Origin of the sequence: Maricaulis sp. (genome assembly GCF_030149515.1) — a bacterium.
Taxonomy (GTDB): domain Bacteria; phylum Pseudomonadota; class Alphaproteobacteria; order Caulobacterales; family Maricaulaceae; genus Maricaulis.
Genome location: NZ_JASBRI010000009.1, coordinates 1 through 24,202, shown reverse-complemented (window position 1 = coordinate 24,202; position 24,202 = coordinate 1). Strand labels below are relative to the sequence as shown.

The window sequence follows — 24,202 nt, the reverse complement described above, 5'->3', positions numbered from 1 at the left end:
TTCTATCCCGATTTCTCTCTCTGTCCCCCATCGGATGCAAGTGGTTCGCCGAATACACCGCGTTCCTCAAGCATGGCGTCGATCTGTTCTTCCTCGATCGCCCGGTGCGAGAAGGTTCGCGGATCGGCTCCGGCATCGACAGCCAGCGCTCCGACATGCCCCTGCCGCGTCATCAGGGTCTGCGGAACGATGGAGGCGATCGGGTCGGCATAGGCCTCGTCCGGACTCACGATCGTCCAGCCCGCCACACGCAGCGCAATGACAAGGTCGTCGACAAAGGCCGCCGCAAGGTCGTTTTCATGCAGCAGAAGAACATGGGCCGGCGAGCGGCCGAGTGTGCTCACGGCCAGGGAATCGTAGAATTCGACCGCCCCGAGGATCAAGTCGACATAGGCCCGGCGGAGTGCGTCGCGATCGACCGGCCGCCCGTCGCGCACGGCCTGTTGCCAGCGCTGGTCAATATACCAGTCGTAATTGTCCACCGTGACATAGCCGTTCATCAGCCCGCGCGCGTCCAGAGCGTCACGAAGCCGGTCCCGCAGTTCGCGCTCATTCCCTTCGTCGAGAAAGGGAAAACGGAACCAGGGACGGCGCTGCACATGGGGTGGCAGGAGACCTTCGGCCCGATCGATGTCCGCGATATAGGCGTCGGGATCGGTACCGCTGAGCCAGGTGTGGCTGTGGGAATGGTTGGCGATGAGATGGCCGGCTTCGGCGTAGCGGGCGATTCGCTCGCGGCCCGCCGGGGTGTCCAGCCCCCGTGTCGTGACGAAGAAGACCGCGGTCCCGACACCGGCGGTCTGCAGACTGTCGAGAAGCGCCGCCGTTCTTTCCTCGCCGGTAAAGATCGGGCCATCGCCTCTCGGGGCATCGTCGAAACTCAGGGCGATGCGGCGATCGGCCGGAGAAGGCCCGGTCTGGCCGGACGCCACGGAAGGCATGACCAGGAGTGATAATATCACCAGAAAAAACAGAATGGTACGCACAACAACTCCTTCCGGGAGCCCCCGCCGGCATCCTGTCGCCCATTAGCGCGAAAGACAAGCGCCCCGCCCCCTAGCGATAGGCCTCTGCCTGGGTTTCGAACAGGTCGGCATAGACCCCGCCGGCGGCAATCAGCGCATCATGCTCACCGCACTCTGCGATGCGCCCCTTTTCGAGCACCAGGATCACATCCGCCGAGCGCAGATTGGCCAGGCGGTGGGAGATCAGGATGAGGGATTTGCCGCCCAGGTCGCGGGCCATGAATTCGGCTTCGGCGGCAGCGTCCATGGCGGCGGTCGGTTCGTCCAGGATGAGGATGTCGGCTGTCTCGTTGAGATGGGCGCGAGCCATGGCGAGGCGCTGCCATTGGCCACCGGACAATTCCAGCCCGTCGAGGAAGCGTTTGGACAGCCGGGCCTCCAGCCCGCCGGGCAGATCGCGCACCAGATCGGTGGCAAGTCCCCGTTCGATGGCCCGGTCGAGCCGGCCGGGATCGGGTTCGGCCAGCCCCGCCCCGGCGGCGATATTGTCCTTCAGGGTCAGCTTGTAGTTCACATGCGGCTGGAACATCGCACCGATGCGGGCGCGCAGGGCCGCGCCGTTCCAGTGTTTCAGGTCCAGCCCGTCCAGCGTGACACGGCCCGTATCCGGCATGTAGAGCCCGGCGGCCAGCTTGACCAGCGTGGTCTTGCCCGACCCGTTGGCGCCCACCAGGCCCAGGCGGCAGCCCGGCGGCAGGTGGAAGCTGACATTGTCCAGCGCCGGCCGGGCCCGGCCCGGATAGGTGAAGCCGACATTCTCGAAACGCAGCCCGTCTCCCGGAAGCGGGCCCGCCGCCGCGCCGGCCTCGCGGTCCTCGACGGGCATGTCCAGCAGGGTGAAGAGACTGGCCACATAGAGCAGGTCTTCATAGCTGCCCGCGAAGCTGGAGAGAAGATTGTTGACCCCGGCCTGGCCCTGTTTGAGGAGGCCGACCAGCATGGTCATCTCGCCCAGGGTGAAACGGCCGGCAATGGTGACGGCGACGATCCACAGCTTGCCGCCCAGGAAGACCGCCGCGCCGGTGAGACCCAGCGCGGATCCGAAAAACGTCTGGCGCGCCTTGAGCCGCGTATCCTCGCCGTGCAGCGCCTCGAACAGGGCGGAAAAGCGCCGCCGCAATTCCGGGCCCAGGCCGAAATGCAGGCGTTCGCGGGCCGAACCCTCCTGGGTGAGAAGGCTTTCCAGATAGCTGCGCTCGCGCATTTGCGGCGTGCGGCCGGTGTAGAAACGGTAGGCGTCACCCGAAAAGCGCAGATTGCCGATGAAGACAGGCAGCCCCCCCAGGACGACCAGCGCGACCAGCCAGGGCGCATGGGCGGCCAGCAGGACGAGGATCGAGACCAGGGTCAGCCCGTGCTGGGCCGCCTCGAAGATGCGGTTGACCAGATTATACGGCCGGCTGGCGGCGAACTGGCGCGCCAGGATGATCCTTTCCTGGATCTCGGCATCCTCGATCTGGGCCAGTGAGAAGGCATCGGCCTTGGCCAGGATCATGTCGGAAACGGCAAAGCCCAGCTCGGCATGTAGCTGGCCCTTGAGAAAGACCAGGATGCGCCGCACTGCCAGGAGCACGGCCAGCAATCCGGACTCCACCGCCACCCAGACCAGCGCCGCATTCCGGTCGGCCGCCGCCCCGCTCTCGATCGCGGTCACGACCCCGTCGACGATGAGTTTGGAGACATAGAGCGCCGCCGGCGGCAGCAGCGCCGCCGCCACGGTGAAGACCGCAATGGCAACGGCCAGTCCCGGACGGGTGTGCGCCACAATGCCCAGCGTGCGCCAGGCCTGGCGCAGGCCCTGCCGGCCCGGCCACGCAGGCCAGGCTGATTCCGCATCTGTCGGATCGTCGGTCATGATGCGTCAGGCGACGCGCGCCGTCTTGGTATCGGCTTCGGCCAGCATGGTCTGCGAAAGGACGGCACCCTTGTGCGGGAAGGGTTCCGCGGGCACCGGCCGGTCGAGGAAGGGGGCGAGACGCTCGAAACCCTCCCCGGAACACACGTCCAGCACCAGGAGATCCTGGGGCCGGTCCCTGAAATAGTCCATCACCGCTTCGACGTGCCGGTCGTAGACATAGGAGAAGCGGTCCGGGTCGAAATTGTAGCAGCCATAGACCGAGGCGCGCAGGAATTGTCTCATGCGCAGATGCACTTCCTCGTCCGGGTCCTCGACCTCCTTGAAGGCCGGCCGGTTGTACCAGTGGCGCGCGCACGAACCCAGCCAGGCCTCCTTGTCGCGCACCGTGAGGATGAATTTCGAACCGGGATACTGTTTGTCGAACTGGGCGTAGAAAGGCACCGTGGTGATGTCGGTCAGCCCGTCGTAAAAGCGCAGCAGGGTGAGATCGTACTGGGCGTTGGCCAGTTCGATATATGTATCCTCGTCGATGGGATAGTGCGAGGTGTCGAAGCCCAGCATCTGCAGCGCCGAGGTGAGGCTGCGCGTGCCGGTGCGCGACAGGCCCAGTCCGAAGACTTTCGGCTTGTCGGCCTTCTGGCCGTAGGCGATGCGGTCGCTGTGGGCGTCGAGCCACCGATCGAGTTCGGCCCGGGTGAAATCGCCCTTCTCGGCAAGGCCCAGCTTGTCGAGCTCTGTCGCAGCATGTTCGGGCAGGGCGGCGATGAAGGCGTGAACCTCCTCGGGTGTCGCGCCGTCGGGCACCATGCGCCGGGCATAGTCCACAGCATGGCGCGCCATGGTCAGGTCGCAGAATTCGCCCTCGGTATAGGTCCAGCGCTTCATGGAGCGGTTGAGCCGCACACGCTGCACCTTGGTGCGGCTGCGCAATTCCCGCAGCGCGTATTTCATGAAGATATGGCTGTAGGCCTGGAAATGGTCGTGCAGGATGTCGAAATTCCGGAAGGCCTTGGCCTCGCCCATCTTCTTCATCGCCAGATTGCGCAGGCGCGATTCCGGCCGCAGCACGTATTTCAGATCGCTCTGCGGCACCTCGGTGGCGGCCATGGCACGGACCAGGTCGATGCGGGTGATGTGCACGCCGCAATGCAGCCGGCCACGGAACCGGTCGGAAACATAGGCATCGACATAGGGGGCGTCGCATTGATCGATGAAGGCGCGCATGTCTTCGAGAATGAGACAGTCGGCATCGACATAGACGACATAGTCGCAGTCATGGTCGATCTTGAGCATCCGGTTCACGCACTCGGTGAAGGGCCGGACGTTGTCGATCACATAGGTGTTTTCAGGCCGGATATGCTGTTTAGCCAGTTCCAGGGCGACATCACGCGTACGCTCGTCGATCTGACGGAAGACCAAATCTACTTTCGCCATTGAGTCTATTCTTCCCACTTGAAGGATTCATTGGCCCGCGAGGCCAGTTTCTCGAACAGGGCGAGATGCGGGGCGCTCAATTCCTCGCGCCAGCGCAAATCCAGTTCGATGCCGCCGGGATGGTTTTCGTAATAGCCGCGCGTGCGGCCGTTCAGGCTGACAAAGGCCGCATCGGGATCGTCCAGCTGTTCGCGCGCGACGATGAACTGGGTGCCGCTATTGCCGCCCAGAACGTGATGGTCGCCCCGGGAATAGCGCAGCATCTGCGGTTCGAAATCGAGACCCGCCAGCGCGCAGATGGCCCGGGCGACATCCTGCGTGGATGTGGCCAGTTCCTCGTAGCGCACGCGGATTTTCGGCCCGTCGAAACGGTCGAACAGGGCTTCGCTGCGCGCCATCTTGTCGACCCAGTCGCGGATCTGGGCTTCCGGATCGCGGTCAGGATATTTGCGGATGCGCGAATTGACCACGGCCCGCCCGTCGCGGCCCAGCAGGATCAGGACGGCGCGCCCGCCCAGCTGCAGGGTCTCCGCGGCGCGGGTCTCGATCCAGGCCTCATCCTTGGTGGAATCGACAATGACCGGCCGGCCGGCATGCTCCGCCACGCGCGCATGCAGCGGACTCTCTCCGTCCCAGACAAAGCCGGACCAGACAGGGCAGTCCTCGCCGCAGATCTTGCAGACACGCTTGCGCATGGGCTTGGACGCGTCGCCGAGATAACGCGCCTTGCCGCCCTCTCCCATGTAGAAGGCGCGCGAATGACTGCCGAGGATCATCCCCAGCAAGGTCGAACCCGAGTGACCGGCCCCGCACATGAGAATGCTCGCCAGCCCGGCTGGTATGCTCATCCTGTCCCCAGGCAGCGCGCATGGCGATAATCGACCTGCGCGGGCCAGCCGTGATTTGGGCATGGAATGCGCATGTTGCACAAGCGAAAAAAGCCCGGCACAACCTGACGTGCGGGGTGCTGCGAAAGGTGGCAGTGTGACGCATAGCGAGGCGGGCGGTTTGCGCTATGTCTTGCACCATCGGTTCGAAACCCGGGGAGTTTCCGTATGCTGCGCAATCTTGTTCCGCTTGTTTCCACCCTGGCCCTGACCGCCTGCGGAGGCGGTCCGGACAACACCGCCGAAGCGGAACCGTCCGGCCCGGCCACCGAAACGGTCACCGAAACGTCCGCCGCCGATCAGCCGGCCGCTGAGGCCGGCGGGGACGCGGACAGCGATGCACAGGCCATTCTTGCCGCGCTGGGAAGCGATTATGCCGATGCCGATCTGGGCAACGGTGCCCGCCAGTTCCGACGCTGCCAGTCCTGCCACACGCTGAACGACGGCGGCCGGCATACGGTCGGACCCAATCTTCACGGCATCGTCGGCGCGGCAGCGGCCAGCGCCGAGGGCTTTTCCTATTCGCGCCAGCTCTCCGAGTCCGGCCTGGTCTGGGATGCGGCCACGCTGGATGCCTGGATCGAGAATCCGCGCGCCCTCGTACCGGGCAACCGGATGAGTTTTGTGGGCCTGCGCGATGCGCAGGACCGGCGCGACGTGATCGCCTACATGGCGGTGGAAACCGCCGACTAGAGCATTTTCGAACCGCGAAACCGGCGCCCGCTTTCGCTGAAAATGCTCTAGCGTCAGAAACGCCGCCACACCGACAGGAAGACCGCCCGTTCGTCCAGCGCATTGCGGCCGGCGGGCGTGATGGCGATACCGGCATGGTATTCCGCCGCGCCGACCGCGCGCCCAACGGACAGCTGCAGCTTGTGCTGTTCGAATTCCGGCCGGCCGGGCCGCGCCGGTTCGGCACTCCAGACCGAATAGCTTTGGGCGATAACCTGCCAGCGCCCGGCCGGGGCCCAGCCCCAGCTCACGTCGAAACGGATTTCGTCGAGGTCGCGGCCGCCGCGCCAGCGATGTGCGATCTGCAGGTCGACGAACTGGCCGCGGCCGAGACTGCGGCCCCAGAGCCCGCGCACCTCCCATGCAGTGTCGCCATCGCCCAGCGGCTGGTTGGAGACATTCTCGCCCGCACCGGGCAGGAGCGCGATGGCCTGGAGCGACACGACCTGGCGATCGCCGGTCCAGACAGGCCGCCGCAGACCGATCTCGCTTGCCGCAAGGCCGCGGGCCTGGTCGATGATGTCGCCATGGCGCCGGCGCACGGCCTGCCAGGCCAGCCGGCTCACCAGGGTGACCCGGCCGGTCAGCCCGTATTCGAGATAGACCGACGCTTCGTCCTTGTAGAAATAACCGTCATCGACCCGCCCGCCTTCAGCATCGAAGGCCAGATCGGCCCGGTCGGCGAGCGTTGTGACGATGAGCAGCCCCTCGCCGCGCTTTTGCGGCCAGGCGCCGGCCGCAGCCGGCGCCGGCGCGGTCAGCGCGGCGAGGCCGGCCAGCAGTGTCAGGCGTCGAAGCCGGGGCTTTCGCGGCGCACGCGGTCGAGCACGGCCGCCCAGGCGATTTCCTTGAAGAATTCGTTCGCGGCGATCTGGTCGGACTGGCCGAAGACGCGATCCTGCATCTTCCGATCCCATTCGATCAGCTCCCCGCCGGCCTGGGCCATCACCTGCACCTTGCAGGCACGCTCCAGTAGATAAATACGAATATACGCGCTAAACGGGTGGTCGCCAACCGACAATGTGCCGTGGTTGCGCAGGATCATCAGATTCTTCTCGCCCAGATCCTTCACCAGACGCACCTTCTCGTCCTCTTCCAGCGCCAGACCTTCATAATCGTGATAGGCGACATCGTTCATGATGTTCATGGCCAGCTGCGAGATCGGACGCAGCCCGCCCTTCTGCGCCGCGACCGCCACGCCGGCATCGGAATGAAGGTGCAGCGCCACATTCACGTCGGACCGCGCTTCGTGGATCGCCGAGTGGATAGTGAAGCCGGCCGGGTTGATGCCGTATTGCGAGGGCGGCAGCACATTGCCTTCCAGGTCGATCTTCACGAGGTTCGACGCGGTCACATCCTCGTACAGCAGGCCGAAGGGATTGAGCAGGAAATGCTCCTCCGGTCCGGGGACACGCATTGAAATGTGGGTGAAGAAGAGATCGTCCCAGCCGTGCATGTGCACCAGCCTGTAGAGTGCGGCCAGATCGCAACGCGCCTTCCACTCCTCGTCCGATACCTGATCCTTGACCGACAGATTGGCCTGATCGTCCATGTAAGCCTCCCGGGGAATTGTTTATTATCGCCAACGGGCACAGGATCGGCCGACACGCGCCGCACGTCAAACACCTACATTCGGATCGAAGGTCCGGCAGGCCGGAACCGGCTCGCCCTGTGCTTGTCCTTTACTCAACCCGTTACAATAAAGTGCGCAAATTGAGCCGGCGCCCAAGTCCTGCGATATCCATCCAGGCGAGCGGCAGCGGGAATTAACAAGTTTTCAAGGCGTTCCTGTCTTCATGTAAGGCAACGAAAACCGATAAGCCGCCGATACAATGCACGTTAATACAGCGGAAACCATGAATGTCCTGGCCCGGATTCAGGATCCGGACAAGCGCCGGACGCTTGCGCTCGGCGTGACCGATCTGTGCGTGGCCCAGCCGCTGGCGCCGAAAATCGAGTCCGTTGCCGGGGATCTGCTGGTAACGCTGTCGCGCAAGAGCGATACCGAGACCAAAGTCGCCGTCGCAACCAAGCTGGCCGGCTGCAACTGGGCACCGCACGATGCCATCCGGTATTTTGCCTTCGAGCCGATCGAGATCGCGGCGGTCGTTATCGAAAAGAGCGACAAGCTGACCCGGAAGGACATGGTCGAACTGGCCGAATCCGGTTCGACCGAACACCGCCGCGTGCTGGCGATGCGGGCCAATCTGTGCCTGGCGGTCACCGACACGCTGGCCAAGCCCGGCGAGGCCGTCGTGCTGCGGGCCCTGGCCAACAACGATACGGCCGAGATCAGCGAGAACACGCTGGAGATTTGCCTGACGGTGGCCCGCGACCACCCCAAGCTGCGCGAGGCCCTCGCCCGCCGGCACGACCTGACGACCGAATACGCCACGCAATTGTGCATCATGCTGCCGGAAAACTGGCGCGAGGAGCTCTATCGCCGGTTCGCCCTGGACAAGGACAAGGTGGAGACCCTGGCCATCGAGGCCGCTCTGGGCGCGACGCCGGAGAATGTCGACCGGGCCGCAGCCGAGACCGTTGCCAAGGCAGCCGAGGCCGGCAAGCTGACCGGCCAGTACGCGCTGGACGCCCTGAAGCGGGGTGAAGAAGCCGTCTTCGACCATGCCATCGCGCAATTGTGCAATATCAAGACCTCGCAATGGCGCGTCGCGCTGGCGATGGGCGGGGTGCGGGCGGCGGCCATGGCCTGCCAGGCCGCGAATCTGGACCGCACCGCCTATCCGATCATCCACAAGGCACTGCAGCGTTCGGGCCGGATGCATCAGTCGCTAGAAGGCGATGCCATGTCGGCAGCCGCCAATGTGTTCCGCATGTACGGATCGGAAAAGGCTGCAAAGGTCTTGCGTCAAATGGGTTCCAGGGCTTGAATAACGACTTGTTCGGCAACGTCTTTCACTAGAGCCCTCCCATCCCCGATTCACTCGCCTTTCTGGCCAGCGACAGGCCCGAAGCCAAGGCCGCGAAGGCGCGTCTGGAAGAGATCTATGGCTGCGTCCCGCTGGACGATGCGGACACCATCGTGGCCTTGGGCGGCGACGGGCTGATGCTGGACGCGCTGCACACCTCGATCCGCACCGGCGCCAGGGTGTACGGCATGAATTTCGGTTCGGTCGGTTTTCTGATGAACGACTTCCGGGCCGAAGGCCTGATCCAGCGCATCGCCACCTCCACACCGGTCCGTATCCACCCGCTGCGCGCCTGGGGCGAGGACGTCAATTGCACGCCCTTCGAGGCCCTGGCTATCAACGAGGTCTCGCTGCTGCGTGAAACCCGGCAGACCGCCAAGATCAAGATCACCATCGATGGCCGCGACCGGATGGGCGAATTGCAGGCCGACGGGGTGATGGTCGCCACGCCGGCCGGATCGACCGCCTACAATCTGTCGGCCCACGGCCCGATCCTGCCGCTGGATTCCAAGGTGCTGGCGCTGACGCCGATCAGCGCCTTCCGGCCCCGCCGCTGGCGCGGCGCGCTGCTGCCGCACACGGTGCGCGTGGGGTTTGAAATCGTCGAGCCGCGGCGGCGCCCCGTCTCGGCCGTGGCCGACAACCGGGAGTTCCGCGAGGTCGCGCGGGTGGACGTCGTGGAAGCCAGCGACGTCACGCTGACTTTGCTGTATGATAAGGGCCGCGACCTCGCAGAGCGCATCCTGATCGAACAGTTCGAATCCTGATCGGGCTTAGGCTCGCGTTAAGCAAGCCGCGCTAGCGTGGTGCCAGGATTGTTCGCACCGGACCGGCCCACACCCTATGACGCATTCTGCTCTCGATAAGGACATGACGCAGCTGCGTGTCCTGCTCGTCGACGACAATGCCGCCTTGCGCGGCGCATTGCGCGTATCGCTGCATGCCTTTGGATGCGCCCAGGTGATCGAGGCCGCCTCGGTGGACCGGGCGCTGGACGTGCTTGCCAGCTCGACCGTCGATCTGGTCATCACCGACTGGAAGATGAAACCGCGCAACGGGCTCGATTTCGTGCGTTCGCTGCGGCGGCCGGCCGGCAGCCCCGCCCCCTTCGTACCGGTGATCATGCTGTCGTCCTACTGCGACGGCGCGCGGATTGCCGAAGCCTGCCAGGCCGGCGTCGACGCCTTTCTGGTCAAACCCTTCACGGCGGCTTCGCTGGCATCGACCATGCTGGAAGCCCTCAACGACAACCCCGTCTCGCGCGCTGAAGCGGGCACGCGACTTGCCTACGCGAACTAAGAGGAATCACTCAATGGCCAAGCAAAACGATGTTGAGGTGATTTCGGTCCCCAATCTCCTCCAGGCCAAGGTCGGCGGCCCGATCAGCCAGGGCGACCTGCACATGATCGAGAAGGCCGAGGAAGCGCTGAAGGATCTGCGCGCCGATTTCGGCCAGTGGCTGGAAGAGGAAGTCGACAAGCTTGAAGCGGCTGCGAAAGTGGTCAAGGAGAAGGGTCTGAAAGGGCCGGAAGGCGAGGAACTCTTTGTGCGTGCCCACGATCTGCGCGGCCTGGGCACGACCTATGAATTCCCGATCGTCACGCGCCTGGCCGGTTCGCTGACCAAGCTGATCGATCTGGACGAGAAGCGCCAGAAGGCCCCGGTCGGCCTCGCCCTGGCCCATGTCGGCGCCATCCGTGCCGCACTGAACCAGAATATCCGCGACGCCAACGACCCGGTCGCCGCGGAACTGGCGGTCGAACTGGAAAAACAGTCCATCGCTTTCGCCGAACCCTGGGAAGACTGAGGTCCGGCCCCGTCAGGCCCGCGCGCCGGCGAACAGGGCTTCCAGCTTGTCGATCGCCTGCGCCCAGCCGCCCGCACCGGCCGATCCCGCAGGCACGCCGACATGGGTCATTTTCATGAGCGTGTGCCCGTCCGATTCCGACAGCTCGACGATCACTTCGGTCACATCCGGATGCGCCTCGGGCATGCCCTGCGGCGAAACAATATTGCCGGCCTCGTCCGCCATGCTCTCCGTGTAGACGAGGCGCCTGGGCGCATCGATTTCCTTGTACTCGCCGACGAACCACATCGTCATTGTCCGCTCCGGTGTTTGCATCTGCATGCACACCTTCCGCCGGCCGCCGACCACAACATCCATTTCCGCCGCCGGCACCGTCATACCATTGGGTCCGTACCATTTCCGGAACAGGTTCGGGTCGGTCCACATCGCCCACACCTTCCCGATCGGCGCCTTTATGCGGCGTTCGACACGCACCCAGTCATTGTCAGTCGTCATCCCCATTCTCCGTCAGCTGTTTGAGATGAAATTCCATCTTGTCGAACCGTGCTTCCCAGATGGGGCGGTATTGCTCTGCCCACGACGCGATCTCCCGCAAGGGCGCCGGATTGAGCATGCAGGGCCGGAACTGTGCGGACTGGCCCTGCACGACGAGACCGGCGCGCTCCAGCACCTTTATGTGCCGGGAAACCGCCGGCAGACTCATTTCGAAGGGTGCGGCCAGTTCCTTCACAGTGGCCTCGCCGGCCGCGAGGCGGGCCAGGATTTGCCGCCGGACGGGATGCGCAAGGGCGGAAAACGTGTTGTCGAGTTGCTCGGACATCATGACGTATCATTTAACATAGCTGTTAATTAACGCAAGTGTTTAATAGCGACACGTGGAGCAAGGGCGCGTGTACGCCTCGCCGGGCAGTTCAGGGGTTCCGCTGCAAACAAAAGGGGCCGCAACCCGGCGGCCCCCTTTCTGCGGACAATCCGGACCGTGCCTAGCCGGCCCGGGCCAACGGTTCGACGTCCTCGTCGAACCGGCTCATCACATAATCGATATCGGCTTCGGGAATGCCCTGGAAGCGTGTGATGGCGCGCTCTGCGAGGGCGCGGCGGAAACGGGCGCGGCCGGCCTCGTCGTGCGGCATCTCCATGGAATGGATGACGTCGAAGGCGGCCCGGATCGCAGGATAGAGACGTGGCGGCATGCCGGTGCGGTCATAGACGGCACGCAGGCCCAACGGTCCCGCATCGTGCACCAGCAGCCAGGCCTTGCCGTGGGAAATGCCGGCCAGCTCGGCAAAGGCGTGTTCGACAAAGGCGACATGGCCGCGCAACAGGGCGCGCAGAACCAGCGACGGGGTCAGGCGCGCATTCATGCGCAATTGCTGGACGAAATGCTTGGGGTCGTGCGCCAGCCCGGCCTGATCGACCAGGTCAAGCGTGGCCCGTTCGCGCATCCCTTCGGCGATCTCGACGGCCAGTTGGGGCGGCAGGGCATGGCGCTTGACCAAGCGTTGCAGGGCGGTGTCGGAAATGTGCGAGATCAGGCGTTCGGTGACGTCCAGCGGCAGGTGCGAGCGGGCCACGAAGGCATCCATCACCATCCCGTTTTCGCAGAATTCGGCGAAGGCGCGCTGATAGGCGGCGCCATCGAACTCGGCCCCGTCATTGGCCGCAGCCACCGAGACCGCTTCGCCGTCGCCGGAGCTGAGAATTTCGTGCACGACGACCGGCGAAACCTGCTTGCGCCCGGCAATGGCACAGCGCTTGGCCGTGTCGGCCTGCGTCAGCACGGCGATCAGGTCCTCGTCCTGCAGCACCGGGGAGGATTCCAGCACCGGCGTCGCGACGGCATCGCCGTCCATGGCCAGACGCAGGGCGACATCGCGCGGCAGGTTGGGCGAATTCTGCAGGGTCACCGACAGGGCGCGCCGCACCAGTTCGGCGGCATCGCGGGCAATGAGTTCGAGAATATCGTGAGCCGCCATACGTTCGGCGTCGGTGAGATTGGCCGCATCCATGCGCCGGCAGATCTTGCGGGCGGCCAGCGCCCGATCCTCGTCGCTGCCGCCTTTGACGAGGCGGCGGATGTCCTCCTGGGTCAGCCGGTTACGCAGGGCAACGACACTCATGACACGGTCCATCTCATTGTCAGATAAGGCAGAGCCTAGCCCCGCCATGCTTAACGAAAACTTGCCGCCGCCCCGCCCGTTTTACGAATTGCGAACCCGCCCGGCCGCGCGCGGTGCGTCGAGCGAGGCGAGGATTTCAACGAGGGCGGGCGACAATTCGCCATTGCCCACCCGATGACTGCCCGGGGTCACCACCGCATTGCGCACCGGCGAGGCCGGGCCGGCCAGCTGCACCTGACCGCCGGCGCTATCGGGTTGTCCGGCAGGAACGGCCGGAACGGGCCGTTCGCGCGTCAATGTCGCGAGCACCTCGCTGGCGGAGCGAGCCTGGCCGTTCTCGTAGAAAATCGCCCGGTTGGCCTGTGCTGCGGCCGGAAACAGCCGGTCGGCCCGCGCGTCGGGCGTCGTCTCCGCGGCCTCGATCAGGCTGGCTGCGCCCTGGGCACCGAGGAAATGGGCCGCGTAGAGCTCGCCGGACGATACCGGGCGCCCGATCCGCGCTTCGATCTGGCCGGCATTTTCCGCAGCCAGCTCGCCGGCCATGCGGGCCGAGGCCTCGGCATCGAAACGCAGGTCGAGAATGCGCTGGCGCTGGACCGGGTCCGTAACGACGTAACGGCCTCCGGCATCGCGCGAAATGGCGGACGCGGCGTCGCCATAACCGTGGTCGGAACCGTGGCGGTGCATCACGCCCAGCCAGGTCTGCTCGATGAACTGGAACAGGCCGGTGGCGCTGGACGTCGTCGCCTCGGCGCGGACGTCGAAATTGCTTTCGCGCGCGGCGGTGCGCAGCAGGAAGTTGAAATCCGTGCCGGTTTCGCTGGCCGCCTGGCGCAGCGTGCGCGTCATGAAGTCCTGATTATGGCTCTCGACGGGGCTGACCACATCGCTCTCCGGGGAATCGGTTGTTCGACGAATCGAACCCGACCATCGCCCGGCATGGCTAATCCGGCGTTAACGCCCCGGCCCGGACGCCGCTTGACCGTACGGGCAGTCAGTACGATATCCTGTAATCGAGGGACGAAAGAAAAGGAGACATCCATGCGACGTCTGACATCGTCCATACTCGCCGCCACGGCAGGCCTTGCCCTTTGCGCCGGCCCGGCGCTGGCCGACAGTATCCGCCTGGTCAATGTCAACGGCTATACCGTGATCGACCGGGAACACCTAGTCCTGAACGGCGGTGCCAGCCGCCATTATCTGGTGACACTGCGCACGCGCTGTTACGACCTTAATTTCGGGCACCAGATCGGCACCAGTTTCCCGCCGACGACGACCCTCTACGCGCCGATGATGGAATACATCACGGTGAACGAGGAACATCGCTGCTATATCGACACGATCGAAGAGGTCGACAGTGTCGATGCCGCCCGCACGCTGATCGAAGAGCGTGCCGAGGCCGTGGCCGACGCGGAGGCGGAAACGCCGGAAAGCTGATCGCGGCCGCGACAGGCGGTCAGCCGGGCGCAGCCGCCTGCTTCAGCCAGGCGGCCACGCGCTCCGGCGCCTCCATCGGAGCGAGATGACCGACCCCGTCCATATCTGTCAGCCGGGCGCCTCGCCCGGCGAGCGCCGGGGCGCGCACGACGGTCGAACCGTGTTCGGCCTTGAGCACACGGGCCTGCGGCGCCGCCCGGCGTGCCGCGCGGCCCAGATCATGCCCCTGCGCCTCGTAGTTCGCCGCCTCCCAGGCCGGATTGCAGGCCAGCACCACGGTGCCCGCCTCCGTCTCCCTCAGCCCGTCTTCGAGATAATCCTCCAGCGTGCCCGCCGCCCAGCGCCTGAACGTGGGATGGCCCGCATAGCGCGCCAGCGCTGCGGCCCGGTCAGGCCAGCTATTGCGGCGGCGGCGCGCCTGTCTGGCGATGGCCAGGCGGTTGCGCATCAGGAAGCCCAGCGGCGAGCGCGACACGGCATAGACCGAGCGCGGCAGGACGACCGGCTCGATCAGCGCCAGGCGCGGCACGTCGGGCAGGCGCGATGCGGCGATAAGTGCCCCGACGGCCCCCATGGAATGACCTGCCATCACGTCCGGCCGGCGGCCGAGCCTTTCGATGAGGGCCAGGAGATCGCGGGCATAGACATCCCAGCTGCGATGCGTGGCGGGATCGGCCGGCAACGCCGTGCGCCCGTGCCCGCGCAGATCCGGCGCGAGAATGTCGTAGGTATCGGCCAGCGGTTCGAGAACCCGGCGATAGGCCGAGGCGCAGAACCCGTTGGCATGCACAAAGACAAGCCGCGGCGCCCCGGGATTGGGCCAGTGCCAGGCCGCCATGGTGCCGCCGGGAAGGTCGAAACTGCGGCGGGCGGGCAAGGTTGTGTGGGATCGGGTCGCGTACATCGCCATTCCAGCTCCTGAACAGCGTTCACCCTAGCGCAGCCCGGGGCGCGACGGGATTGGCGCGGTGCAGTCGTGGGTGAATGGCGTGGATTTGAAAATGGTACCGCCTCCCCGGTTCGAACGGGGGACCTCTAGATCCACAATCTAGCGCTCTAACCAACTGAGCTAAGGCGGCACGCGTCGCGCGGCCCGGTGAACCGGGGCGTGAGGCGCGGGAAACTAGCGCCAGTGCCGCTCACTGGCAACAGGCTTGTCAGGGCTTTTGCAGGCAGGTCGGCCGGCCTGCCTGCGGGCCGGGCTCAGGCATAGCCCCGCGCCTGGATATGGCGCCGCATCTCGGCGATGCGGCTTTCGTCGGAGGGGTGGGTGGAGGCGAATTCGGCCACATGGTGCTCGTTCATGGTCGACATGGCGATCCAGAAATCCACCGCCTGGCGCGGGTCGTAGCCCGAGCCGGCCATATAGTCGACGCCAAGCCGGTCGGCCTCGTATTCGTGCTCGCGCGAATAGGGCAGGATGATGCCGTAGGTCACACCCATGCCCAGGGCGGCGCCGATATCGTTGGAGTATTGCGCATACTGGCTGTTGGACGAGCCGATGGCGCTGGCCAGGAGGGAGACTCCCATCTGGGCCGCCATCTGCTGGCTGGCGCGCTCGGCGGAATGACGCCCGGCGACATGGCCGACCTCGTGACCCATCACCGTGGCGAGATGGTCGTCGGTGGCCATGATGTCGAGAATGCCCTTGTAGAAACCCACCTTGCCGTTGGGCAGCACCCAGGCATTCACCGTGTCCGAATCGAAGACGACGAATTCCCAGTTGTGATGCGTCTGGCCGGAGGCCTGCACGACGCGTTCGCCGACGCGCTGGAGACGGCGGGTATAGGCGGGATCGCGCAGCACGCGTTCGCGCTGCAGGCTGTCCTGCCAGGCCTGGTCGGAGAGCTGGGCCAGCTGACCGTCGGAGATCAGCATCAATTGGGAACGCCCCAGGGCGGGATTGTCGGCACAGCCCGGCACGAAGGGCAGGACCGTGCCTGCGGCCAGGCCGATAATCAGTTCACGCCGACGCATCAAGGACATGGAGGACTTGTCCGGCATACCAGCTTCCCCTTTGGTTTTCCGACACAATCTCCGTTAGAATAGCCCAGAAGAATGCGCGCGTCTCGCCAAGAAAGCGACAAAAGCCGCTGTTAACGTGCGTCGTCAACCCGGATGGGAGCTAGCCTGCATGAAACGCCTTGGTACCGGTCTGATCCTTCTCGTCGTCATTGTTGCGGGGGCGGCCTTCCTGCTGCCGGCCGTGATCCCCGCCTCCGCCTATCGCGACCGCGTGGAGACGGCCGCCAGCGACGCGCTGAGCCGCGAGGTGTCGCTGGCCGGCGATGTGCGCCTCACACTCCTGCCGCGGGTGGAAGTGCGCGCCAGCGACGTGGCCATCGCCAATGCCGAGGGTTTCGGCGCCGAACCCTTCGCCGAAATGACGGAGATGCGGGTCGGCGTACGGCTGATCCCGCTGCTTTCGCGGCGGGTGGAGATCACCGAATTTGTCCTGGTCGAACCCACGATCCGGCTGGAACAGCGCGGCGGCGCCAATAACTGGACCTTCGCCTCGGACGGGACCGCCGCAGCGCCCGCTTCCTCCGGCACCGGTTTCGTGCGACGGCCGGGCGCCCTGCCGATCGAGGCGAGTTTCGGGGATGTCCGTATCGAGAACGCCGCCATCCATTATTCCGACGGCACCCGGACGCGCAGCATCACCGGCCTCGACGTCGCAGTGCAGTTACCCTCGCTGGACGAACGCACCATGATCGACGGCACGTTGTCCGCCGATGGCGAGGCGATGAGTTTCAATGCCGAGCTCGGCTCCGTCCGCGACTTCTTCGAGGGCCGGGCCACGCCGCTGGCGCTGTCGCTGGGCGGCAATCTTCTGGATGTACGTTTCGACGGGGAGGTTCCCGCGTCCGAAGGCATTGAGCTTGCCGGCGGCTTCTCGGCCGACATTCCCTCGATCCGCGCCCTGGCCGCCTTCGCCGGGGCCGACTTGCCGCCGGGCGATCGATTGCGCCGGTTCAGCGCCCGCGGGCAGATCGCCGGACGTCCCGACCGGCTGTCGCTGACCGCGCAATCGATCCGGCTGGACGATATCGCCGGGTCGGGCAATCTCACCGCCACACTCGGCGGCGCGCGGCCGCGCCTGACCGGCCGGCTCGACCTGCCCGCACTGGATGTCACGCCCTATCTGCCCGAACCGGCCGGCCAGCCCGCCGGCGGCGGTGGCGGCGTTCCGCCCTGGAGCGAGGCGCCGATCGACCTGGCCGGCCTGGGCATTGTCGACGCCAATCTCGACCTCGCCGTCGGCACGCTGCAATTCCGCGACATCACCGTCACCGATGCCGCGCTCAACGTGCTGATCGAGAATGCCCGCCTGACCGCAACGCTGCAGCGATTCACGCTTTACGAGGGCCAGGGCAATGTCACCGTGGTGGCCAATGCCCGTTCGGCCACGCCCAGCTATTCGCTGCAGGCCAGCCTGTCGGGTCTGGACGCCCTGCCCTTCCTTGAGGCGGCAGCCGGATTCGAACGCCTCGCCGGGACCGGCACGATGGGGCTGAATTTCACCGCCAGCGGCGCCAGCCAGGCGGCGATCATGCGCTCGCTGGACGGTAGCGGGAATTTCAACTTCGCCGACGGCGCCATTGTCGGCATCAATATCGCCCAGACCATCCGTAATGTGTCCGGCTTTCTGGACAGCCGTCAGTCCGGCGGCACACAGGGCGAGACCGATACCAGCGAGAGCGACAGCGAACGCGCCAGTGTGGGCGAGACCCAGACCACGGACTTCACCAGTCTGGGCGGCACGTTCAACATCGTCGACGGCCGCGTGACCAATCAGGATCTCCTGATGCTCTCCCCGCTGCTGCGGCTGGAAGGCACGGGCTGGGTCGACCTCGCCGAGCAGACCCTGGACTACCGCCTGCGCCCGCGCGCCGTGGCGACGATCGAGGGTCAGGGTGGCACTACCGATCTGCGCGGCGTCGTGGTGCCCATCCGCTTCCAGGGCGGGTTCAATTCGGTGCGCTATGGTGTCGATACCGAAGCCGTCGCCCAGGCCCTGGTGCGCGGCGCGCTGAGCAATGCGCTGGGCGGCGACCGGTCGCAATCACCGGAAGACGTGGTGCGCAATTCGCTGATGGATGCCATCGGACTGGGCCAGCCCTCACGGCAGGAGGGCGGGGACGAGGCCACCGAGGAAGAGGCCGATCCCGCCGAGCAATTGTTGCGCGGCCTGCTCAACCAGAGCCGGTCGCGATCGCAGACACAGGACAGCGAGGACGGCGGCGACCCCAACCGGGGTTGAGCGCCCGCGCCACACAGCCGGCCCCATGAACCGCCGATGAACCCGCCGCTCTACGCGGGTTCACCTGGCATGCGTTAGGGCTGGGATTTACGACATAGCCGGTTCACGAGGGAGAGAACGCACATGTCCATCCGCACTGCCGCAATCGGAGCGCTGGCTCTGGCCGGTGGCTGTTTTTCAGCCTCGGCCGCGGCCCAGGAGATCATCCTGTATGACGGGCCCAATTTCACCGGCCAGCAGGTCCGCGTCACGGGTCAGGTCAATAATCTCAGCGCGATGCGTTTCAATGACCGCGCCTCCTCGCTGCGCGTCGTATCGGGCCAGTGGGAAGTCTGCCAGCACGACGATTTCAACGGCACCTGCGAGGTCCATTCCGGCGATGCCCGTTCCCTGGGCCGGATGAACAACCAGATCACCTCGCTGCGTCCCGCCGGATACGGTCCGGGCGGGCCGGGCATCACGCTTTACTCCGGCCCGAACTATACCGGCCGTTCGGTGACGCTGACCGAGACCACGCCCAATCTGCAAAGCGTCGGCTTCAACGATATGGCCCGTTCGGTCCGGCACAATGGCCGGCGCAACTGGCGCGCCTGTCAGCATGCCGATTTCGGGGGGGCCTGCATGGAGATCAGCGGCGACATCCCCTCGATCGGCGGCGGCATGGCGGGCGAGATTTCCTCGGTCGAACCGGATTTCGGGGCTCGTCCCGGCCGGCCCGGCGGCGGCCCTGACCGGCCGCGTTCGGGCGTCTTTCTCTATGACGGACCCGGTTTCAGCGGCCAGCGTGTCGATGTCACGCACGACGTGGCCAATCTCGAAGCGCTGGGCTTCAACGACCGTGCCGACAGCCTGATCGTCGCCCGCGGCGAGATCTGGGTGATCTGCGAAGACGATCATCTGGGCGGGCGCTGCCAGCGTGTTGAAGGCGAGATCCGCGATCTGGGCCAGTTGGGCCTGCGCAACGAGGTCACCTCCCTGCGCCGCATCGACGATCATTGGGGCGGACCGGGCGGTCCGGGCTATCCCGGCGGCTATCGTCCGGATGTGACCGGCGGGGTGCGCGGTGTCGATGCCGTCTTCTTCCCGCGCCCGGAAATCCGCGGCTATGCCGTAGACCGCTGCCTGGGCGGTTATGGCCGGCGCTGCGACCAGGAAACGGCCGATGCGATCTGCCGTTCGGCAGGACTGCGCCGCGCCGAATTCTACGAGGTCGACCGCTACAGCCGTGCGCGCACCTGGTATCTGGGCGAGAATGAGGCCTGCCGCGGCGGCCAGTGCGAACCGATTGTGAACGTGCTCTGCACCGATTGATCGCGCACGGTTGACGCACATGCCAACGCCGCCCCGCACGATCGGGGCGGCGTTTTACGTCTTCACGTCAGATTTTACCGCCAACACCCCTTGGGTGCGGCCGCGAACGGGCGTATATTTGGTTACAAATGAAACTATCCAGCTGCCGGACTCCGTATCATGCCCGTCAATGACCCGATTGTGGCGGAACAGACCCCCGCCGCCGACTTTACCATCGACCAGAAGTGGGAGCGCTATTCGCGCGAGGAACACGAGATCTGGAACACGCTATACGATCGCCAGATGAAAGTGCTCAAGGGCCGCGCGGCACCGGAGCATTTCAAAGGCCTGGAGTTGCTCAATCTCAATGAGGGCGGCATTCCCGATTTCCGCCGCGTCAACGAGAAACTGGAAAAGCTGACCGGCTGGACCGTGGTCACCGTGCCCGGCCTGATCCCGGAGAAGGATTTCTACGACCACCTGGCCAATCGCCGCTTCGTCTCCGGCCGTTTCATCCGCGACGGGGAAAAGCTGGACTATCTGCCCGAGCCGGACATCTTCCACGACGTGTTCGGCCATGTGCCCCTGCTCACCCAGCCGGTCTTCGCCGACTATATGGAGGCCTATGGCAAGGGCGGGCTGCGTTCGCTGCAATTCGACGCCATCAAGCACATGGCGCGGCTGTACTGGTATACGGTCGAGTTCGGCCTGATCAACACGCCGGAGGGCCGGCGCATCTACGGTGCGGGCATCGTCTCTTCCAGCGCGGAGTCCGTGTTCTGCCTGGAAGCGCGTTCACCCAACCGGATCCATTTCGACCTGGAACGCATCATGCGTACGGACTACCGCTATGACGATTTCCAGCAGACCTATTTCGTCATCGACAGCTATGATGAACTGATGGAAGCGACCTATCGCGACTTTGCCCCGATCTACGAGAAACTGCCGGGCATGAGCGAACTCAAACCCTCCGACGTCATTGAGGGCGACAAAGTCTATACCCGCGGCACCCAGGAATACGCCAAGGCAGGCGGCCTGACGGCGCATGCGGAGGCGGTATAGGACAGAAATCTACGCCGCTTCGCTGTCGGTGCTGACCAGGCGCAATTCGCCTTCGGCCTCGACGAGTGCCATCGAGCCCAGGCCGGCAACCGTCTTCTCGAACACGTCGCGCGTCACCGGCTTGACGATATAGAAGCTGGAGCCGGCATCGCGGCACTTGGCTTCCTTTTCCGGATTGCGGGCTCCGGAATAGACGCCCACCGCGCCACCGCCGAGAAAGGGCTGGACGTCGCGGATGAATTCGACGGCGTCGCTCCCGGCCAGCGAGAGATCGGTGAAGATGAGGACCGGGCGTCCCGGACCCGATTTGAGATGAGCGAGTGCGTCTTCCGGCCGCGTAAACGCTTCGAATTCGAAACGCACGCCGGCGTCTTCCAGGTCGGCCCGGAACAGGAAATGTTCGTCCGGATCGTCATCGACCAGAATAACAAAAACGCGCTGACCTTCGCTCAATTGGTCTCTCCCCCGACGAATTGAAGCGCGCAAACTATCATGATTTTCCGGTTTGGATAGAGCCTATCCAAACCGGCCGGAATCCTGGTTACCGGGCTCTCATCCGCGCTGGAACGGGTAGAAATCCGGCCCCAGGCCAAGAATCTGCGTCAGGGCATCGAGCGCTTCGCGTGACTCGCGCAGGAGCGCGGGGTCCGCCAGATCGTTGGGTGCCAGGCTCTCGCGATAGTGACGCTGCGCCCACTCAACAAGCCGGGCATAGAGCGCATCCGTCATCAGCGCGTTCGGCGAGACGGCAGCCCGTTCCGCCTCGGTCAGCACGACACGCAGACGCAGACAGGCGGGTCCGCCGCCATTGCGCATGGATTGGCGCACATCGACGAACTCGACCCGGCCGATCGGCCCGTTGCCCGCCGTCATGGCGGCGCAATAGGCCCGCGTGCTCGCCGTCTCCTCGGTCTCCGCCGGCGCAACAAGTACCAGGCGGTCCTCGCCGGGCCATTCCAGCAATTGCGAATTGAATAGATAGCTGGTGATGGCATCGCCGATCGCCACCTCGGCCTCGGGCACTTCCACGAAGTCCGGCTCGAACAGCCCGTCGGCCACACGGCGGATCGCGTCCAGCGCGCCCTGGCGATTGGCGAAGGCCTTCTCGTGGAAGAAAAGTGTGGTGCGCGTACCCACACAGACCACGTCATTGTGGAAGGCGCCGGCCTCGATCGCCGCTTCGGACTGCCGGATGAAGACGGTGCGGGCCGGATCCAGCCCGTGCGCGCGCGCCACGGCCTGGCAGGCTTCCAGGGTCTGGCGGGCCGGGAATTTTCCGCTCCAGGCCTCGCCGGCCTCACGGCCATAGACAAAGATCTCGACACCGGGCCCGCCCTGTTCGGCACACAGGCGGACATGATTGGCGGCGCCCTCATCGGCAAAGTCCGGCTGCATGGGCAAAACGTCATGGACCTCGAACCGCTGCCGGTCCGGGAAGGCCCATTGCAGGGCGCGGCGTGTCTGCCGTCCCTCGATGGACCGGTGCAGCGTGGTCAGGAGATTGGCCGGCGTGAAATGCAGGCGTCTGTCCGCGGTGTCGGCCGAGGGCGACACGGTGGCGGCGTTGGCCGCCCACATCGGCGAGGCCGAGGAGGTCTTGCGCAAGAGACCCGGCGCCGTCTTCCAGGCCGCCTCGATCACGGCCTCGTCGGACCCGGAAAACCCGGCCTGGCGCAGCAGCGGCAGATAGGGGCGTTCATGCGGCGGAATGAGGCCCTGGACCAGGCCGCTATCGGCCAGGCGCTTCATCTTGGCCAGGCCCTCGAGAACGCCGGCGCGCGGCGACGATGTCAGACCCTCATTGCGCGCACTGGCCAGATTACCCTCGGACAGGCCGCCATAATTGTGCGTCGGGCCGACCAGGCCGTCGAAATTCGCTTCCACTGCCCGCGACATCAATCCACTCCCTTGACCGGCATGCGTTCCAGCTTGTTCGCGGCCTGGGTGGCGACGGGATAGGCACAGTAATCGGCGGCATAGTAGGCGCTCGGCCGCAGATTGCCGGACTGGCCGGGCCCGCCAAACGGCATGTTCGAGGCCGCTCCGCAGGTCGGCCGGTTCCAGTTGACGATGCCGGCGCGGGCTTCCACCCAGAAGCGCTCCCACAACTCCTCATTGTCCGACACCAGACCGGCCGACAGGCCGTAGGCGGTGTCATTCGCCGCCGCGATCGCCGCATCGAAAGACGCCACACGGGTGACCTGTATGACCGGGCCGAAGATTTCCTCGTCCGGAACATCGATACCGGTGACGTCGATCAGGCCCGGGCGCAGGAAGGCCCCGCCCAGTTCGTCCACGGTCTGCGCCTTGCGGATCGCCCTGGCGCCCCTGGCGATCAGATCGTCCTGGGCGGCCAGCACCCCCCTGGCAGCCCGGGCCGAGACCAGCGGACCGATAAAGGGCTCGGGGTCCCCGTCCCAGCGCCCGATGGTGAGCTGGCCGGCAATCCGGTCGATCGCGGCCAGGAGGGCCTCCCCGGCATCGCCCTCGGGCACGATCAGGCGCCGCGCGCAGGAACAGCGCTGACCGGCGGTGATATAGGCCGAATGCACGGCGATCCGGGCGGCCGCTTCGGCATCGCCGGCATCCCAGACGACCAGCGGATTGTTGCCGCCCATTTCCAGCGCCAGCTGGATGCCCGTGCGGCCGGCGAACTTCTTGTGAATGAACTGGCCCGTCGGCCAGGAGCCGGTAAACAGGACCCCGTCGAGATCGGCATGATCGAGCGCAGCCGCGCCCGTCTCGCGCGCGCCCTGGACCAGGTTCAGAACACCCGCAGGCAGGCCGGCGGCCTGCCAGGCCCTGGCCATGAATTCGCCGACGCCCGGCGTCAGTTCGGACGGTTTGAACACGACCGTATTGCCGGCCAGGAGGGCCGGAACAATATGCCCGTTGGGCAGATGGCCGGGGAAGTTGTAGGGGCCGAGCACGAACATCACGCCCAGCGGCTTGTGCGCCAGGGCGGCATAGCCGAAAGCCGTATCGTCGGACTGTTCGCCGGTGCGCTCGGCATAGGCCTTTCTGGAAATCTCGATCTTGCCGATCATTGCGCCCGCTTCGGCCAGGCCTTCCCAGCGCGGCTTGCCGGTTTCGCGCGAGATCAGTTCGGCGAGATCGCTCTTGTGGTTTTCCAGATGGGCCTTATAGGCTTCGACAATGGCCGCGCGCTCGGGATAGAGGCGGCGCCCCCAGGCCGGAAAGGCCGAACGGGCGGCCTTGAAGGCGGCATCGACGTCCCCGGGCGCAGCGGCACGGCCACTCCAGACACTCGACCCGTCTGCAGGGTTTTCCGAGTTGAAGTCCGCGCCGGCGCCGTCGCGCCATTCACCGTCTATCAGCAGCATCTCGTCACCTTT

The 24,202-nt window shown here is 65.5% G+C and carries 23 protein-coding genes and 1 tRNA gene; 9 read left to right on the top strand and 15 right to left on the bottom strand.

What is annotated here, in order from left to right; translation table 11 throughout:
* Nucleotides 1-2: 2 nt before the first annotated feature.
* From Q1U94_RS04400 to Q1U94_RS04385, 4 genes are all read right to left on the bottom strand, one after another.
* Nucleotides 3-986, bottom strand: a complete 984-nt coding sequence (locus Q1U94_RS04400) for a polysaccharide deacetylase family protein (protein ID WP_300542285.1) — start codon at nt 984-986, stop codon at nt 3-5.
* 70 nt (nt 987-1,056) lie between these two features.
* Complete coding sequence (locus Q1U94_RS04395; protein WP_300542284.1) at nt 1,057-2,880, bottom strand: ABC transporter ATP-binding protein; 1,824 nt, start codon at nt 2,878-2,880, stop codon at nt 1,057-1,059.
* 6 nt (nt 2,881-2,886) lie between these two features.
* On the bottom strand, nt 2,887-4,317 hold the full coding sequence (locus Q1U94_RS04390; RefSeq protein WP_300542283.1) for a sulfotransferase family protein: 1,431 nt from the start codon (nt 4,315-4,317) through the stop codon (nt 2,887-2,889).
* A 5-nt stretch (nt 4,318-4,322) separates the two neighbouring features.
* The gene (locus Q1U94_RS04385; protein WP_300542282.1) at nt 4,323-5,165 is read right to left on the bottom strand and encodes a sulfotransferase family protein; all 843 of its coding nucleotides are present in this window, start codon (nt 5,163-5,165) and stop codon (nt 4,323-4,325) included.
* A gap of 207 nt (nt 5,166-5,372) precedes the next feature.
* Here Q1U94_RS04385 and Q1U94_RS04380 point away from each other — a divergent pair, with 207 nt between their 5' ends.
* Nucleotides 5,373-5,897 carry a cytochrome c family protein gene (locus Q1U94_RS04380; protein ID WP_300542281.1) on the top strand — a complete coding sequence of 175 codons (525 nt, stop codon included), beginning with the start codon at nt 5,373-5,375 and terminating at the stop codon, nt 5,895-5,897.
* Nucleotides 5,898-6,720: 823 nt separating this feature from the next.
* Here Q1U94_RS04380 and Q1U94_RS04375 read toward each other — a convergent pair.
* Nucleotides 6,721-7,488 (bottom strand): class II aldolase/adducin family protein, encoded by a 768-nt coding sequence (locus Q1U94_RS04375; RefSeq protein WP_300542280.1) that lies wholly within the window; start codon nt 7,486-7,488, stop codon nt 6,721-6,723.
* 280 nt (nt 7,489-7,768) lie between these two features.
* Between Q1U94_RS04375 and Q1U94_RS04370 the strand changes: the two genes are divergently transcribed.
* The 4 genes from Q1U94_RS04370 to Q1U94_RS04355 all read left to right on the top strand — a co-directional run bounded on the left by Q1U94_RS04370 (nt 7,769) and on the right by Q1U94_RS04355 (nt 10,673).
* Nucleotides 7,769-8,827, top strand: coding sequence for a DUF2336 domain-containing protein (locus Q1U94_RS04370; RefSeq protein ID WP_300542279.1), 1,059 nt, complete (start codon nt 7,769-7,771; stop codon nt 8,825-8,827).
* A 41-nt stretch (nt 8,828-8,868) separates the two neighbouring features.
* Nucleotides 8,869-9,633 carry an NAD kinase gene (locus Q1U94_RS04365; protein ID WP_300542305.1) on the top strand — a complete coding sequence of 255 codons (765 nt, stop codon included), beginning with the start codon at nt 8,869-8,871 and terminating at the stop codon, nt 9,631-9,633.
* 103 nt (nt 9,634-9,736) lie between these two features.
* Complete coding sequence (locus tag Q1U94_RS04360) at nt 9,737-10,165, top strand: response regulator (RefSeq protein ID WP_300542278.1); 429 nt, start codon at nt 9,737-9,739, stop codon at nt 10,163-10,165.
* A 13-nt stretch (nt 10,166-10,178) separates the two neighbouring features.
* Nucleotides 10,179-10,673, top strand: a complete 495-nt coding sequence (locus tag Q1U94_RS04355) for an Hpt domain-containing protein (RefSeq protein WP_300542277.1) — start codon at nt 10,179-10,181, stop codon at nt 10,671-10,673.
* A 12-nt stretch (nt 10,674-10,685) separates the two neighbouring features.
* Here the strand turns inward: Q1U94_RS04355 and Q1U94_RS04350 are convergent, their stop codons facing one another.
* From Q1U94_RS04350 to Q1U94_RS04335, 4 genes are all read right to left on the bottom strand, one after another.
* Nucleotides 10,686-11,168, bottom strand: coding sequence for an SRPBCC domain-containing protein (locus Q1U94_RS04350; RefSeq protein ID WP_300542276.1), 483 nt, complete (start codon nt 11,166-11,168; stop codon nt 10,686-10,688).
* The gene (locus tag Q1U94_RS04345; protein ID WP_300542275.1) at nt 11,158-11,496 is read right to left on the bottom strand and encodes a metalloregulator ArsR/SmtB family transcription factor; all 339 of its coding nucleotides are present in this window, start codon (nt 11,494-11,496) and stop codon (nt 11,158-11,160) included. The genes Q1U94_RS04350 and Q1U94_RS04345 overlap by 11 nt, the downstream gene beginning before the upstream one ends.
* Nucleotides 11,497-11,656: 160 nt before the next feature.
* The gene (locus tag Q1U94_RS04340) at nt 11,657-12,793 is read right to left on the bottom strand and encodes a DUF2336 domain-containing protein (RefSeq protein ID WP_300542274.1); all 1,137 of its coding nucleotides are present in this window, start codon (nt 12,791-12,793) and stop codon (nt 11,657-11,659) included.
* 81 nt (nt 12,794-12,874) lie between these two features.
* Nucleotides 12,875-13,678 (bottom strand): hypothetical protein, encoded by an 804-nt coding sequence (locus Q1U94_RS04335; protein WP_300542273.1) that lies wholly within the window; start codon nt 13,676-13,678, stop codon nt 12,875-12,877.
* A 156-nt stretch (nt 13,679-13,834) separates the two neighbouring features.
* On the opposite strand from Q1U94_RS04335, the gene Q1U94_RS04330 reads away from it, so the two are divergent.
* Nucleotides 13,835-14,230 carry a DUF6491 family protein gene (locus Q1U94_RS04330; RefSeq protein WP_300542272.1) on the top strand — a complete coding sequence of 132 codons (396 nt, stop codon included), beginning with the start codon at nt 13,835-13,837 and terminating at the stop codon, nt 14,228-14,230.
* Nucleotides 14,231-14,249: 19 nt separating this feature from the next.
* Here Q1U94_RS04330 and Q1U94_RS04325 read toward each other — a convergent pair whose 3' ends face one another.
* The 3 genes from Q1U94_RS04325 to Q1U94_RS04315 form a co-directional block, all read right to left on the bottom strand.
* Nucleotides 14,250-15,140 carry an alpha/beta hydrolase gene (locus tag Q1U94_RS04325; protein WP_300542271.1) on the bottom strand — a complete coding sequence of 297 codons (891 nt, stop codon included), beginning with the start codon at nt 15,138-15,140 and terminating at the stop codon, nt 14,250-14,252.
* A gap of 92 nt (nt 15,141-15,232) precedes the next feature.
* Nucleotides 15,233-15,309 (bottom strand) — tRNA-His (locus tag Q1U94_RS04320).
* Between the two features lie 124 nt (nt 15,310-15,433).
* Nucleotides 15,434-16,216: a M48 family metallopeptidase gene (locus Q1U94_RS04315; RefSeq protein ID WP_300542270.1), complete on the bottom strand. Its 783-nt coding sequence runs from the start codon at nt 16,214-16,216 to the stop codon at nt 15,434-15,436.
* Between the two features lie 148 nt (nt 16,217-16,364).
* Here Q1U94_RS04315 and Q1U94_RS04310 point away from each other — a divergent pair, with 148 nt between their 5' ends.
* From Q1U94_RS04310 to phhA, 3 genes are all read left to right on the top strand, one after another.
* The gene (locus Q1U94_RS04310; protein ID WP_300542269.1) at nt 16,365-18,494 is read left to right on the top strand and encodes an AsmA family protein; all 2,130 of its coding nucleotides are present in this window, start codon (nt 16,365-16,367) and stop codon (nt 18,492-18,494) included.
* 123 nt (nt 18,495-18,617) lie between these two features.
* On the top strand, nt 18,618-19,805 hold the full coding sequence (locus Q1U94_RS04305) for a beta/gamma crystallin-related protein (RefSeq protein WP_300542268.1): 1,188 nt from the start codon (nt 18,618-18,620) through the stop codon (nt 19,803-19,805).
* A 159-nt stretch (nt 19,806-19,964) separates the two neighbouring features.
* Nucleotides 19,965-20,846 carry a phenylalanine 4-monooxygenase gene (gene phhA, locus Q1U94_RS04300; protein ID WP_300542267.1) on the top strand — a complete coding sequence of 294 codons (882 nt, stop codon included), beginning with the start codon at nt 19,965-19,967 and terminating at the stop codon, nt 20,844-20,846.
* A gap of 9 nt (nt 20,847-20,855) precedes the next feature.
* Here phhA and Q1U94_RS04295 read toward each other — a convergent pair whose 3' ends face one another.
* From Q1U94_RS04295 to astD, 3 genes are all read right to left on the bottom strand, one after another.
* On the bottom strand, nt 20,856-21,299 hold the full coding sequence (locus Q1U94_RS04295) for a response regulator (protein WP_300542266.1): 444 nt from the start codon (nt 21,297-21,299) through the stop codon (nt 20,856-20,858).
* A 99-nt stretch (nt 21,300-21,398) separates the two neighbouring features.
* Nucleotides 21,399-22,742: an N-succinylarginine dihydrolase gene (astB, locus tag Q1U94_RS04290; protein WP_300542265.1), complete on the bottom strand. Its 1,344-nt coding sequence runs from the start codon at nt 22,740-22,742 to the stop codon at nt 21,399-21,401.
* Nucleotides 22,742-24,190: a succinylglutamate-semialdehyde dehydrogenase gene (gene astD / locus Q1U94_RS04285; RefSeq protein WP_366917254.1), complete on the bottom strand. Its 1,449-nt coding sequence runs from the start codon at nt 24,188-24,190 to the stop codon at nt 22,742-22,744. Before astD ends, astB begins: the two co-directional genes overlap by 1 nt.
* Between the last annotated feature and the right edge of the window lie 12 nt (nt 24,191-24,202).

What these genes read in the sequence shown, in the direction of transcription:
- Q1U94_RS04345 (WP_300542275.1), bottom strand. Translation starts at nt 11,496, where the DNA reads ATGATGTCCGAGCAACTCGACAACACGTTTTCCGCCCTTGCGCATCCC.
- Q1U94_RS04375 (WP_300542280.1), bottom strand. Translation starts at nt 7,488, where the DNA reads ATGGACGATCAGGCCAATCTGTCGGTCAAGGATCAGGTATCGGACGAG.
- astD (WP_366917254.1), bottom strand. Translation starts at nt 24,190, where the DNA reads ATGCTGCTGATAGACGGTGAATGGCGCGACGGCGCCGGCGCGGACTTC.
- astB (WP_300542265.1), bottom strand. Translation starts at nt 22,742, where the DNA reads ATGTCGCGGGCAGTGGAAGCGAATTTCGACGGCCTGGTCGGCCCGACG.
- Q1U94_RS04330 (WP_300542272.1), top strand. Translation starts at nt 13,835, where the DNA reads ATGCGACGTCTGACATCGTCCATACTCGCCGCCACGGCAGGCCTTGCC.
- Q1U94_RS04370 (WP_300542279.1), top strand. Translation starts at nt 7,769, where the DNA reads ATGCACGTTAATACAGCGGAAACCATGAATGTCCTGGCCCGGATTCAG.
- Q1U94_RS04315 (WP_300542270.1), bottom strand. Translation starts at nt 16,216, where the DNA reads ATGTCCTTGATGCGTCGGCGTGAACTGATTATCGGCCTGGCCGCAGGC.
- phhA (WP_300542267.1), top strand. Translation starts at nt 19,965, where the DNA reads ATGCCCGTCAATGACCCGATTGTGGCGGAACAGACCCCCGCCGCCGAC.
- Q1U94_RS04380 (WP_300542281.1), top strand. Translation starts at nt 5,373, where the DNA reads ATGCTGCGCAATCTTGTTCCGCTTGTTTCCACCCTGGCCCTGACCGCC.
- Q1U94_RS04350 (WP_300542276.1), bottom strand. Translation starts at nt 11,168, where the DNA reads ATGACGACTGACAATGACTGGGTGCGTGTCGAACGCCGCATAAAGGCG.
- Q1U94_RS04340 (WP_300542274.1), bottom strand. Translation starts at nt 12,793, where the DNA reads ATGAGTGTCGTTGCCCTGCGTAACCGGCTGACCCAGGAGGACATCCGC.
- Q1U94_RS04385 (WP_300542282.1), bottom strand. Translation starts at nt 5,165, where the DNA reads ATGAGCATACCAGCCGGGCTGGCGAGCATTCTCATGTGCGGGGCCGGT.
- Q1U94_RS04360 (WP_300542278.1), top strand. Translation starts at nt 9,737, where the DNA reads ATGACGCAGCTGCGTGTCCTGCTCGTCGACGACAATGCCGCCTTGCGC.
- Q1U94_RS04325 (WP_300542271.1), bottom strand. Translation starts at nt 15,140, where the DNA reads ATGGCGATGTACGCGACCCGATCCCACACAACCTTGCCCGCCCGCCGC.
- Q1U94_RS04390 (WP_300542283.1), bottom strand. Translation starts at nt 4,317, where the DNA reads ATGGCGAAAGTAGATTTGGTCTTCCGTCAGATCGACGAGCGTACGCGT.
- Q1U94_RS04305 (WP_300542268.1), top strand. Translation starts at nt 18,618, where the DNA reads ATGTCCATCCGCACTGCCGCAATCGGAGCGCTGGCTCTGGCCGGTGGC.
- Q1U94_RS04355 (WP_300542277.1), top strand. Translation starts at nt 10,179, where the DNA reads ATGGCCAAGCAAAACGATGTTGAGGTGATTTCGGTCCCCAATCTCCTC.
- Q1U94_RS04310 (WP_300542269.1), top strand. Translation starts at nt 16,365, where the DNA reads ATGAAACGCCTTGGTACCGGTCTGATCCTTCTCGTCGTCATTGTTGCG.
- Q1U94_RS04395 (WP_300542284.1), bottom strand. Translation starts at nt 2,880, where the DNA reads ATGACCGACGATCCGACAGATGCGGAATCAGCCTGGCCTGCGTGGCCG.